We start from the raw sequence: 12,004 nt of genomic DNA on the forward strand, positions 1-12,004 counted from the left end.
AACGTCGTTATCTCTGTGCTGAACCTGTCGTTAGACTCGGGGCTTCCCCAGGAGATTATTCTCATGCACGAGTACTTGAGTCCCGGCCGCTTCATCGATAGTGACCATCCCTCGGTGGTGGAGTTCGCCGAACAACATCGCTGCAGCCGTCGAGATCCGGTCGAACAGGCGATCCACCTGTATTACGCAGTGCGCGAGGCCGTGCGCTACAACCCCTACACGTTCAGCCGCGATCCAGAGACCCTGCGCGGCAGTTATGCGCTGGCAACCGGGGAAAGCTATTGCGTGCCCAAAGCCACGTTGCTGGCCGGCGCTGCGCGACATTGCGGGATCCCGGCGCGGATCGGTCTGGCCGACGTGCGCAATCACCTGTCGACCCCGCGTTTGCTCGAATTGCTCAAAAGCGATGTGTTCGCGATGCACGGCTATACGGAGCTGTATCTGAATGGCCGTTGGGTGAAGGCGACACCGGCGTTCAACCAAAAACTCTGTGAACTGTTCAATGTCGCGCCGCTGGAATTCGACGGGATCAATGACAGTGTGTTTCATCCGTTCAATCGCGATGGCGCGCAGTTGATGGAATACCTGGTCGACCACGGCCCGTTCACCGATGTGCCGGAAGCGTTCTTTTTCGAACACCTGGAAAAGTGCTATCCGCACCTGTTCAGCGAGCAACTGCCCGAGTTGTTGGGGGATATGCAGAGCGATTTGAGTCGCACCTGATCCGGCGTATGCTGCCAGCCCACTTGTCGAAAAAGAGTCGGTCATGCTGAAAATCTGGGGTCGGAAAAACTCGTCGAATGTCAGAAAACCGTTGTGGGCCGCCGAAGAGCTGGGGTTGACCTACGAGGCCATCGATGCGGGCGGCGCCTTTGGTGTCGTCGATACGCCGCAGTATCGGGCGATGAACCCCAATGGCCGCGTGCCGGTGATTGAAGATGACGGTTTTGTGCTGTGGGAATCCAATGCCATCGTGCGTTACCTGATGGCCCTTCATGCCAACGGCAGCGCCTGGTATCCGGCGGATATAAAAGCTCGCGCCACGGCCGACAAGTGGATGGACTGGACGACTTCAAGTTTAGCCGGCCCATTCCGCACCGTATTTTGGGGCGTGTTGCGCACCCCGGCAGACAAGCAGGATTGGTCGGCTATCAACGCCGCTATCAAGGAGTGCGAAGATCTGCTGTCGATGGCCGATGAGGCATTGGCCGCCAAACCGTACCTGTCCGGCGACGAAATCGGCATGGGCGACATCCCGCTCGGCAGTTTTATTTATGCCTGGTTCGAGATGCCGATCGAGCGCGTATCACAGCCGCACCTTGAAGCCTGGTACGCCCGGTTGAAACAGCGTCCGGCGTATCAAAAAGCCGTTATGACTGCGTTGACTTAATACTCACTATCGACACACTTGACTGTACTTGTGTGGCGGCGACAAGCACCATTGCGCTCACGCGCCGCGGTTGTACCTGTCGCCGCCGGCCGTCTTTTTTCCTTTCTTCCTTATTGGTGCGTAATCCGATATGAGTTCCGCTCTGTCCATCCGGCAGCTAACCAAAACCTACGGCAACGGTTTCCAGGCCCTGAGTGGTATCGATCTGGACGTCGCCGAAGGAGACTTCTTCGCCTTGCTCGGCCCTAACGGCGCCGGCAAATCCACGACCATCGGTATTCTCTCGACCCTGGTGAACAAGACCAGCGGAACGGTGAATATCTTCGGTCACGACCTGGACAAGAACCCTGCGCAACTCAAACGCTCAATCGGCGTGGTACCCCAGGAATTCAACTTCAACCAGTTCGAAAAGACCTTCGATATCGTCGTAACCCAGGCCGGTTACTACGGCATTCCGGCGAAAATCGCCAAGGAACGCGCCGAGCAATACCTGACCCAGTTGGGGCTGTGGGACAAACGTGACACGCCTTCACGCTCGCTGTCTGGCGGTATGAAGCGTCGCCTGATGATCGCTCGTGCGCTGGTTCATGAGCCGCGCCTGCTGATCCTCGACGAACCGACGGCAGGTGTGGACATCGAACTGCGTCGCTCGATGTGGACCTTCCTCACCGAGCTGAACCAGAAAGGCATCACCATCATCCTCACCACGCACTATCTGGAAGAGGCTGAGCAGTTGTGCCGCAATATCGGCATCATCGACCACGGCACGATCGTCGAGAACACCAGCATGAAACAGTTGCTCAGCCAACTGCATGTGGAAACGTTCCTGCTCGATACCAAAAACACGTTGACCAGTGCGCCGCAGTTGCTCGGCTACCCGACCAGGCTGATCGACAGCCACACCGTGGAAGTCCAGGTCGACAAAGCCATGGGCATCACCGCGCTGTTTACTCAGTTGGCGCAGCAGAACATCGAAGTCCTGAGCCTGCGTAACAAAACCAATCGCCTCGAGGAGTTGTTCGTGTCTCTGGTGGAGAAAAATCTGTCGAAGGTGGCGGTATGAGTTCCGAGCTGCAACCCAACCTCGTCGCCCTCAATACCATCGTTTACCGCGAGGTCCGGCGCTTTACCCGGATCTGGCCGCAGACGCTGCTGCCGCCGGCCATCACCATGGTTTTGTACTTCGTGATCTTCGGCAATCTGATCGGTCGCCAGATCGGTGACATGGGTGGCTTCACTTACATGGAGTACATCGTTCCGGGGCTGATCATGATGTCGGTGATCACCAACTCCTACGGTAACGTGGTGTCGAGTTTCTTCGGCAGCAAGTTCCAGCGTTCCATCGAGGAATTGATGGTGTCGCCGGTCTCGCCGCATACGATTCTGATCGGCTACACCCTGGGCGGCGTGCTGCGCGGACTGATGGTCGGGATCATCGTGACGTTGCTGTCGCTGTTCTTCACGCATTTGCAGGTGCATCACCTGGGCGTGACCATTCTGGTGGTGGTGCTGACGGCGACGATCTTCTCGCTGCTGGGCTTCATCAACGCCGTGTTTGCCCGCAACTTCGATGACATCTCGATCATCCCGACGTTCGTGCTGACACCGTTGACCTACCTGGGCGGGGTGTTTTACTCGATTTCCCTGTTGCCGCCGTTCTGGCAGACCGTGTCCCTGGCGAACCCGGTGCTGCACATGGTGAACGCTTTCCGTTACGGCATCCTCGGCGTTTCGGACATCAAGATCAGCATCGCGATCACCTTCATGCTGGTAGCGACCATCGTGTTGTACATCAGTTGCGCACGGTTGCTGGTTAGCGGTCGCGGGATGCGTACTTAAGGGATACAGAATTGCCTGAAATCGCGAGCAGGCTCGCTTCCACATGCGATCTTCAGCGAGCACAAAATCTGTGTTCAGCACTCGACCCTGTGGGAGCGAGCCTGCTCGCGATGGCGTCATCACAATCACCGCAATAAAAACGGCCTCCATACTGGAGGCCGTATTGCATTCCTACATCCGGTTTTTCTTGCGCCTCTTCCACTGCCGCGCCACCCACCAGCGCCAATACATCATGGTCAGGAAATAGGCGAGGGCACCCAGCACCACTCCGGTGACGATCGAACCCAGCAAAAACGGCTGCCATAACGTAGACAACTCGCCGCTGACCCATTCCCAGGACAATGAGTCTGGCAACTGTCGGGTGGGCACATCCAACAGCCAGGCACCGGTCTGGTACGTGCAGAAAAATACGGCAGGCATGGTAATCGGGTTGGTCAACCAGACCAGACTCACCGCAATCGGCATGTTGCCCCGCACCATGATGGCAAGCACGGCGGCCAGCAGCATTTGCATCGGGATGGGCAAAAACGCCGCGAACAGGCCGACTGCCATCGCCCGGGCCACAGAGTGGCGGTTGAGATGCCAGAGGTTGGGGTCATGCAGCAAGGTGCCGAGAAAGCGTAAGGATTTGTGTTCCTTGATGCTGGTCGGGTCTGGCATGTAGCGTTTGAACAAGCGCCGGGGCATAAGGCTTCTCGGTCGGTTAAGGCGGCAAGTATGTCTGGATTCTGCGAACCACCCATTCAGACTTTGTGACAATTATTAACGGCGTCTGTGCGATTAGCCGGCTAAGCCTAGATGGGAACTCTCCAGGATGAGTGTATGCGCACAGGGATGTTGGCGCTGGCATTGGGTCTGTTGGCCCTGCGTTTTTTGCCGGTTTTACCGCCGGTCGGGTTATGGATGTTACTGCCGCCAGTGGGTTTGATGTTGTTGCCGTTTCGGACGTATTCGTTGGCGTTCTTCCTGTTCGGCTTTAGCTGGGCGTGCGCGAATGCGCAGTGGGCGCTGGATGATCGCCTGCCACTGAAGCTTGATGGCGAAACCCGCTGGATAGAAGGGCGGGTGACGGGGTTGCCGCAGAATGCCGACGGCGTGGTGCGATTCGAGCTGGCGGACAGCCAATCACGCCGAACGAAGCTGCCCAAGCAACTGCGACTGGCCTGGTACGACGGACCGTCCGTCAACAGTGGCGAACGCTGGCGATTGGCGGTCAAATTGAAGCGACCCTCCGGTTTGCTCAATCCGCATGCCTTCGATTACGACGCCTGGTTGCTGGCGCAACACATCGGCGCAACCGGCACGGTCAAGGCGGGTGAGCGACTCAACGAAGCCCGAGGGGCCTGGCGCGACGGCATCCGCCAGCGTTTACAAGCGGTCGATGCCCAGGGCCGAACCGCAGCGTTGACGGCGCTGGTACTCGGAGATGGCGCCGGGCTGAGTCGTGAGGAGTGGCAAGTGCTGCAAGACACCGGCACCGTGCATCTGCTGGTGATTTCCGGGCAGCACATCGGATTGTTGGCAGGGTTGGTCTATCTGCTGATCGCCGGGCTGGCACGTTTTGGCCTGTGGCCAGGACGTTTGCCCTGGCTGCCCTGGGCCTGTGGGCTGGCGTTCTTGGCAGCGCTGGCTTATGGGCTGTTGGCCGGCTTCGATGTTCCGGTCCAACGCGCTTGCGTGATGATCGGTCTGGTGCTGTTGTGGCGGCTGCGCTTTCGTCATCTTGGGGCCTGGTGGCCGCTGCTACTGGCGCTGAATGGCGTTTTGCTGCTGGATCCGTTGGCCAGTCTGCAACCGGGCTTCTGGTTGTCCTTCGCCGCCGTGGCGGTGTTGATCTTCACTTTTGGCGGGCGGTTGGGGCCTTGGCGATGGTGGCAAACCTGGACCCGGGCTCAATGGTTGATCGCAATCGGTCTGTGCCCGTTGCTGCTGGTGCTCGGCCTGCCAATCAGCCTCAGCGGGCCGGTGGCCAATTTGCTGGCGGTGCCCTGGATCAGTCTGGTGGTGTTGCCACCTGCCTTGCTCGGGACATTGTTGTTGCTCATCCCTTATGCGGGTGAAGGGTTGCTGTGGCTGGCGGGCGGTTTGATCGATGGGCTGTTCAAGGTGTTGGCATTGATGGCCGGGCAATTGCCCGCCTGGGTGCCGGAGGCGGTGCCGTTGTGGTGTTGGGGACTCGGTACTATGGGGGCCTTTCTACTCTTGCTGCCGCGCGGTGTGCCATTGCGCCCATTGGGGTGGCCGTTGTTGCTGTTGCTGGTTTTTCCGCCTCGGCCGTTGTTGCCTGAAGGCATGGCCGATGTCTGGCAACTGGACGTCGGTCAAGGGTTGGCTATCCTCGTGCGTACCCGCCATCACACGCTGTTGTATGACGCCGGACCGCGTTTCGGCGACCTCGACCTCGGTGAACGGGTGGTGCTGCCTTCGTTGCGCAAACTCGGGGTGAAGGAACTCGACCTGATGCTGATCAGCCACGCCGATGCCGATCACGCCGGCGGTGCGCGAGCAGTGGCCAATGGCTTGCCTGTCCAGCGGGTACTCAGTGGCGATCCCGAGGGTTTACCTGTCGAACTGCAAGCCCAAGGGTGTGAAAGTGGCCGGCAATGGAACTGGGACGGTGTGAATTTCGAACTGTGGCAATGGACGTCAGCCCATGACAGCAATCAGAAGTCCTGCGTCTTGCAAATAGAGGCCAGCGGCGAGCGTCTGTTGCTGACCGGCGATATCGACATCGCTGCCGAACGGGCCTTGCTTGAGAGTCCTCTGGCGGTGGCCACCGATTGGTTGCAGTCACCGCATCACGGCAGCCGCAGTTCCTCGTCAATGGCCCTGTTGAGCGTGTTGCAACCCAAGTCAGTGTTGATTTCCCGTGGGCAGGGTAATTCTTTTGGCCATCCGCACCCCACGGTCGTGGCGCGCTATCAGAAACGCGGCATGGCGATTTACGACAGTGCCGAGCAAGGTGCCATTCTTCTGCAATTGGGGCGTTTCAAGCCACCATGGACGATGCGTCTGGATCGGCGTTTCTGGCGCGATCCACCGTCCATCAATAAATAGCCGAGAGTTACTAAAGCCCGACCGGATGCGACATCACGGTCTTCGGTGCGCCCACCCCCTATGTTAGAGTGGCGCACTTTTTCGAGGGGATTGTCACTGTGTGGGAATTGGTCAAATCCGGCGGCTGGATGATGCTGCCGATCATTCTGAGTTCCATCGCGGCCATGGCGATCGTCGCCGAGCGTCTCTGGACCCTTCGAGCCAGCCGCGTGACCCCGGAGCATCTGCTCGGGCAGGTCTGGGTGTGGATCAAGGACAAGCAACTCAATAAAGAAAAACTCAAGGAACTGCGCGCCAACTCACCGTTGGGCGAGATCCTCGCGGCAGGCCTGGCCAACTCCAAACATGGCCGCGAAATCATGAAAGAGTGCATTGAAGAGGCCGCCGCCCGGGTCATCCATGAACTGGAGCGCTACATCAACGCCCTGGGCACCATCGCCGCCATGGCCCCATTGCTCGGATTGCTGGGGACGGTGCTGGGCATGATCGATATCTTCAGTTCGTTCATGGGCACGGGCATGACCACCAACGCCGCAGTGCTGGCCGGCGGTATTTCCAAAGCCTTGATCACCACGGCTTCGGGCCTGATCGTCGGTATACCGGCGGTATTCTTTCACCGGTTCCTGCAGCGGCGCATCGATGAACTGGTGGTGGGGATGGAGCAGGAAGCGATCAAACTGGTCGAGGTAGTGCAGGGTGACCGTGACGTGGACCTGTCCGAGGGCAAAAAAGCGTGAAATTCCGCCGCAAGCAACGGGAGAACGTGGACATCAATCTCGTGTCGCTGATCGACGTGGTGTTTGTCCTGCTGCTGTTTTTCGTTGTGACCACCACGTTTACCCGTGAAACCCAGCTGCGTGTCGACTTGCCGGAAGCGGTCAGCGGCTCTCCGGCTGAAGATCAACAGGTCAAGCAACTGGACATCGGCATCAACGCCGAAGGTGTGTTCTCGCTGAACAATCGGGTACTGCCCAAGAGCGACCTGGCGACAGTGATGGACGCGCTGCAAAAAGAATCCAACGGCGACACGAACCTGCCGCTGTCCATCAGCGCTGACGGCAAGACTCAACATCAGTCCGTCATCACCGCCATGGACGCCGCCGGCAAGCTCGGTTTCAGCCACTTGCGCATGACCACTGTCGAGGCGGCGCCGCCCGCGCCCTGATGGCCATGTCTGATCGCTTGCTCGCCGCATGGTACGAAGGTCATCCGGCCCTGAAGCTGTTGCAGCCACTGGAGTGGTTGTATCGGCGCGTGGTCATGAACAAGCGCAAGCGATTTCTGGCCGGTGAGGGCGAGATCTATCAGCCGCCCGTGCCGCTGGTCGTGGTCGGCAATATCACGGTGGGTGGCACCGGCAAGACGCCGCTGATTCTGTGGATGATCCAGCATTGCCAGCGCAGCGGTTTGCGGGTGGGCGTGGTGAGTCGCGGTTACGGCGCCAAACCGCCGCAACTGCCGTGGCGCGTTGAAGCGGATCAAAGCGCGGATATGGCGGGCGACGAACCGCTGTTGATCGTGCAGCGCACCGGCGTGCCGTTAATGATCGACCCGGACCGCAGCAGCGCGGTCAGGGCACTGCTGGCGAGCGAGCCGCTGGACCTGATTCTTTCTGACGATGGCATGCAGCATTACCGCATGGCACGCGATCTGGAACTGGTACTGATCGATGCCGCCCGAGGCCTGGGCAACCAGCGTTGCTTGCCTGCCGGACCGTTGCGCGAGCCGGTCGAGCGCCTGCAAAGCGTCGATGCGGTGCTCTACAACGGCGCTGCGGATGATCGCGATGGCGGATTTGCCTTCCAGCTGCAACCCACCGCCCTGATCAACTTGCAAAGCGGTGAACGGCGTCCCCTTGACCACTTTTCCGCAGGCCAGGCGCTGCACGCCGTGGCCGGGATCGGTAATCCGCAGCGTTTCTTCACAACCCTCGAAACGCTACACTGGCAGCCAGTTCCGCATGCGTTTGCCGACCACGCCGAATACAGCGTGCAAGCCTTGAATTTCACACCGTCATTGCCGTTGGTGATGACTGAAAAGGACGCGGTGAAGTGCCGTGCCTTCGCTGCCGCCGATTGGTGGTACCTGGCGGTCGATGCTGTGCCATCGCCGGCCTTCGTGGCCTGGTTCGATACGCAGCTGATGCGCCTGTTGCCGGATCGTCTTCTGCCTTAACTCCGTTTTTACCCAGGGAATGCTCATGGACACCAAATTGCTCGACATCCTCGCTTGCCCGGTCTGCAAAGGCCCACTCAAGCTCAGCGCCGACAAGACCGAGCTGATCAGCAAGGGCGCAGGCCTCGCGTACCCGATCCGCGATGGCATCCCGGTGATGCTCGAAACCGAAGCGCGCACCCTGACCACCGACGAGCGTCTGGATAAATGACCACAGCCTTTACCGTTGTAATTCCATCGCGTTACGCCTCCACCCGTTTGCCGGGCAAGCCGCTACTGTTGATCGCCGGCAAGCCGATGATTCAGCATGTTTGGGAACAGGCCAGCAAAAGCAGCGCACAGCGCGTGGTGGTTGCCACTGACGATGCGCGCATTATCGAGGCATGCAACGCGTTTGGCGCTGAAGTCGTGCTGACCCGCGAAGACCACAATTCCGGCACTGACCGCCTGGCCGAAGTGGCAGCGAAACTCGGCTTGGCGCCCGATGCCATTGTGGTCAACGTCCAGGGTGACGAACCGCTGATACCGCCGAGTGTGATTGATCAGGTCGCGGCCAACCTTGCTGCCCACACCGAAGCGCGCATGGCCACCCTGGCCGAGCCGATCGAAGACGTGGAAACCCTGTTCAACCCTAACGTGGTCAAGGTCGTCAGCGACCTCAATGGCATGGCATTGACGTTCAGTCGCGCGCCGTTGCCGTGGGCCCGGGATGCGTTCGCCAAAAGCCGTGAGCAATTGCCCGAAGGCGTGCCGTATCGTCGCCATATCGGCATTTATGCCTACCGCGCCGGTTTCCTGCATGACTTCGTCAGCTGGGGCCCCTGCTGGCTGGAAGACACCGAATCCCTGGAACAACTGCGTGCCCTGTTGCATGGCGTGCGGATTCACGTCGCCGACGCGCTCATCGCGCCGCCTGCTGGTGTGGATACCGTTGAAGACCTTGAGCGCGTTCGTCGCCTGCTGGAGGCCTGATGCGCGTTCTGTTCGTGTGCCTGGGCAACATCTGCCGTTCTCCAACGGCCGAAGGCGTGCTGCGGCACAAACTGCGCGAAGCGGGGCTGGCGGAGCACATTGAAGTCGCCTCCGCCGGCACCGGTGACTGGCACGTCGGCAAGGCGCCGGATAAACGCAGCCAGGCCGCGGCCAAACTGCGCGGTTACGACCTGTCCGCCCAGCGCGCCCAGCAAGTCACCCGCGCCGATTTCGCCACCTACGACCTGATCCTCGCGATGGACAACAGCAACCTGCGCCACCTCAAGGCCTTGCAACCGGCCAAGGGCAAAGCTGAGCTGGATCTGTTCCTGCGTCGCTTCCAGTCAGAACTCGATGAAGTGCCAGACCCGTACTACGACGGCGACCAGGGTTTCGAACAAGTGCTGGACCTGATCGAGCGCGCCAGTGATTTGCTGGTGATCGAATTGAAGGGACGGTTATGAGTTTGCAGGTTCAATCGCAGGTTTCACTCAAGCCGTTCAACAGTTTTGGTGTCGACGTTCAGGCTCGCCTGTTCGCCGAGGCCCACAGCGATGCCGACGTGCGTGAGGCCTTGGCCTACGCGTCGGCACATGATGTGTCACTGCTGGTGATTGGTGGCGGCAGCAACTTGCTGCTGACCGCCGATATTCAATCGCTGGTGCTGCGCATGGCCACACGCGGGATTCGCATCCTCAGTGATGACGGCAGCAAAGTCGTGATTGAAGCCGAGGCCGGCGAGCCTTGGCATCCGTTCGTGCAGCACACCCTGGCGCAGGGTTTGTCGGGCCTGGAAAACCTCAGCCTGATCCCCGGCACCGTCGGTGCGGCGCCGATGCAGAACATCGGCGCGTACGGGGTCGAGATCAAGGACGTGTTCGCTGGCCTGACCGCTCTGGATCGCCAGACCGGCGGACTGCGGGACTTCACATTAGCTGAATGCAACTTCGCTTACCGCGACAGCCTGTTCAAGCAGGAGCCGGGGCGCTGGTTGATCCTGCGGGTGCGTTTCACCCTCGATCGCGCTGCGCACCTGCATCTGGAATACGGCCCGGTGCGTCAGCGCTTGACCGAGCAAGGCATCGAGCAACCGACGGCCACGGATGTCAGCCAGGCGATTTGCAGCATCCGTAATGAAAAGCTCCCGGACCCCGCCGTGCTGGGCAACGCCGGTAGCTTCTTCAAAAACCCGTTGGTGCCAGCGGCGCTGGTCGCGCAGCTGAAGGGTGAATACCCGGATCTGGTGGCTTATGCGCAACCCGACGGGCAAATGAAACTGGCGGCGGGTTGGTTGATCGAACGGGCGGGGTGGAAAGGTTTCCGTGAGGCCGACGCCGGCGTGCATAAGTTACAGGCGCTCGTGCTGGTCAACTACGGCAGCGCGACCGGCCTGCAATTGCTCAATCTGGCGCAACGTATCCAGAAAGACATTTCGGAACGTTTCCATGTCGACCTGGAAATGGAGCCCAATCAGTATTGAAGCCAGTCTTTCAAGGCTGATCTCAAAAGCCCTGCACACCTTCTACTGTGCAGGGCGTTTTTTGTTAATGCCGGGTTAACTTAGCCACCTGACGATGCAAGCATTTGCTCCACTAAAGGCCCGGTGCAGACATTCCCGTCGCATAAGAGAGCCTCATTAGCCTGAGTCGATCTGCATGTAACCAACTAATATCCCACGGCAGATTGCTCGACCCCATAACGCAAGAACTATGCGGGCGAGCCCATGATTACCCTGAAGCTCAGCGGTCAAGACCATTCACTCGACCCTGCAGGGTCCGATCGGGTTGCACATTGGCAGCCATAGTCCGGCGGAAATCGCCTTGTCACTGATGGCCGAAATTGTCGCGATCAAGAACGGTGTCGAACTGAAGCAAAAAAACCGTTGCAGGAGGCTATATGAACGAACCCATCGGCGTCATTGTGCTGGCGGCGGGGCTGGGCAGTCGTTTTCGTCAGGTGGCGGGGGCCGACAAGGACAAGCTGTTGGCGGATTGCACGGGGCGCGACGGCACTGTGCGTTCGGTGATCGAACAGGTGTTGGTGAGCGTGCCGACTTCTCTGGATAAGCGCGTGCTGGTGACCACTGAGGATCGTCCGCAGGTAATTCGCATGGCTCAGGCCTACGATTTCGAGGTTGTATTGATCGAAACGACGGGCATGGGTGACAGCATTGCAGCTGGCGTGGCGGCGTGTCCGCAGCTCGATGGCTGGTTGATTGTGCTGGGGGATATGCCGTTTATTTTGCCGTCGAGTATTGAGCGGGTGGTGGCGGGGATTGCTGAAGATTGCGTCAGTGTGCCGGTGCATGCAGGCGGATATGGGCATCCGGTCGGGTTCGGTCGAAACTTTGGGGTGGGGTTGACGGGATTGTCCGGTGATCACGGTGCCAAGCCGTTGTTTGCGCTGGGAAGGGTGGTTGAAGTGGCGGTGGGTGATCCCGGGGTATTGTGGGATGTGGATGTGCCTGAGGCACTGACCTTCAAGCCAGCATAGATCCCCCCTGTGGTGATGTTCAGAGACATAAAAAAAGCCCCGCCTGGGATTACCAGACGGGGCTTTTTAATGGCCTAG

General features: G+C 59.5%; 14 protein-coding genes and 1 pseudogene. 14 read left to right on the plus strand and 1 reads right to left on the minus strand.

Features of this window, described 5'->3' with window-relative positions; genetic code table 11:
* The first annotated feature begins 63 nt into the window (after positions 1 to 63).
* The 4 genes from ACA048_RS07870 to ACA048_RS07885 all read left to right on the plus strand — a co-directional run bounded on the left by ACA048_RS07870 (position 64) and on the right by ACA048_RS07885 (position 3,229).
* On the plus strand, positions 64 to 723 hold the full coding sequence (locus ACA048_RS07870) for a transglutaminase-like domain-containing protein (protein WP_497628641.1): 660 nt from the start codon (positions 64 to 66) through the stop codon (positions 721 to 723).
* A 43-nt stretch (positions 724 to 766) separates the two neighbouring features.
* Positions 767 to 1,390 carry a glutathione S-transferase family protein gene (locus tag ACA048_RS07875; RefSeq protein WP_497628642.1) on the plus strand — a complete coding sequence of 208 codons (624 nt, stop codon included), beginning with the start codon at positions 767 to 769 and terminating at the stop codon, positions 1,388 to 1,390.
* A 130-nt stretch (positions 1,391 to 1,520) separates the two neighbouring features.
* Positions 1,521 to 2,453 (plus strand): ABC transporter ATP-binding protein, encoded by a 933-nt coding sequence (locus tag ACA048_RS07880; RefSeq protein ID WP_477791200.1) that lies wholly within the window; start codon positions 1,521 to 1,523, stop codon positions 2,451 to 2,453.
* Positions 2,450 to 3,229: an ABC transporter permease gene (locus ACA048_RS07885; protein ID WP_497628643.1), complete on the plus strand. Its 780-nt coding sequence runs from the start codon at positions 2,450 to 2,452 to the stop codon at positions 3,227 to 3,229. Before ACA048_RS07880 ends, ACA048_RS07885 begins: the two co-directional genes overlap by 4 nt.
* Positions 3,230 to 3,400: 171 nt before the next feature.
* On the opposite strand, the gene ACA048_RS07890 is transcribed toward ACA048_RS07885, so the two are convergent.
* Positions 3,401 to 3,916 (minus strand): DUF2062 domain-containing protein, encoded by a 516-nt coding sequence (locus ACA048_RS07890; protein WP_497628644.1) that lies wholly within the window; start codon positions 3,914 to 3,916, stop codon positions 3,401 to 3,403.
* Between the two features lie 135 nt (positions 3,917 to 4,051).
* On the opposite strand from ACA048_RS07890, the gene ACA048_RS07895 reads away from it, so the two are divergent.
* The 10 genes and pseudogenes from ACA048_RS07895 to ACA048_RS07940 all read left to right on the plus strand — a co-directional run bounded on the left by ACA048_RS07895 (position 4,052) and on the right by ACA048_RS07940 (position 11,926).
* On the plus strand, positions 4,052 to 6,286 hold the full coding sequence (locus ACA048_RS07895; protein WP_497628645.1) for a DNA internalization-related competence protein ComEC/Rec2: 2,235 nt from the start codon (positions 4,052 to 4,054) through the stop codon (positions 6,284 to 6,286).
* 98 nt (positions 6,287 to 6,384) lie between these two features.
* Positions 6,385 to 7,023, plus strand: coding sequence for a flagellar polar localization protein PocA (gene pocA, locus ACA048_RS07900; RefSeq protein WP_223516891.1), 639 nt, complete (start codon positions 6,385 to 6,387; stop codon positions 7,021 to 7,023).
* Positions 7,020 to 7,451, plus strand: a complete 432-nt coding sequence (gene pocB / locus ACA048_RS07905) for a flagellar polar localization protein PocB (protein ID WP_497628646.1) — start codon at positions 7,020 to 7,022, stop codon at positions 7,449 to 7,451. Before pocA ends, pocB begins: the two co-directional genes overlap by 4 nt.
* Positions 7,451 to 8,461 carry a tetraacyldisaccharide 4'-kinase gene (gene lpxK / locus ACA048_RS07910; RefSeq protein WP_497628647.1) on the plus strand — a complete coding sequence of 337 codons (1,011 nt, stop codon included), beginning with the start codon at positions 7,451 to 7,453 and terminating at the stop codon, positions 8,459 to 8,461. The genes pocB and lpxK overlap by 1 nt, the downstream gene beginning before the upstream one ends.
* A 25-nt stretch (positions 8,462 to 8,486) precedes the next feature.
* The gene (locus ACA048_RS07915; RefSeq protein ID WP_007945752.1) at positions 8,487 to 8,672 is read left to right on the plus strand and encodes a Trm112 family protein; all 186 of its coding nucleotides are present in this window, start codon (positions 8,487 to 8,489) and stop codon (positions 8,670 to 8,672) included.
* The gene (kdsB, locus tag ACA048_RS07920; RefSeq protein WP_497628648.1) at positions 8,669 to 9,433 is read left to right on the plus strand and encodes a 3-deoxy-manno-octulosonate cytidylyltransferase; all 765 of its coding nucleotides are present in this window, start codon (positions 8,669 to 8,671) and stop codon (positions 9,431 to 9,433) included. The genes ACA048_RS07915 and kdsB overlap by 4 nt, the downstream gene beginning before the upstream one ends.
* Positions 9,433 to 9,897, plus strand: coding sequence for a low molecular weight protein-tyrosine-phosphatase (locus ACA048_RS07925; RefSeq protein WP_497628649.1), 465 nt, complete (start codon positions 9,433 to 9,435; stop codon positions 9,895 to 9,897). The genes kdsB and ACA048_RS07925 overlap by 1 nt, the downstream gene beginning before the upstream one ends.
* Positions 9,894 to 10,913 carry a UDP-N-acetylmuramate dehydrogenase gene (gene murB, locus ACA048_RS07930; RefSeq protein WP_497628650.1) on the plus strand — a complete coding sequence of 340 codons (1,020 nt, stop codon included), beginning with the start codon at positions 9,894 to 9,896 and terminating at the stop codon, positions 10,911 to 10,913. The genes ACA048_RS07925 and murB overlap by 4 nt, the downstream gene beginning before the upstream one ends.
* Positions 10,914 to 11,199: 286 nt before the next feature.
* A pseudogene (locus ACA048_RS07935) lies at positions 11,200 to 11,310 on the plus strand (XdhC family protein); the annotation flags it as partial.
* Between the two features lie 19 nt (positions 11,311 to 11,329).
* The gene (locus ACA048_RS07940; RefSeq protein WP_497628651.1) at positions 11,330 to 11,926 is read left to right on the plus strand and encodes a nucleotidyltransferase family protein; all 597 of its coding nucleotides are present in this window, start codon (positions 11,330 to 11,332) and stop codon (positions 11,924 to 11,926) included.
* Positions 11,927 to 12,004 lie beyond the last annotated feature (78 nt).

This window comes from Pseudomonas sp. LBUM1659 (assembly GCF_059716045.1).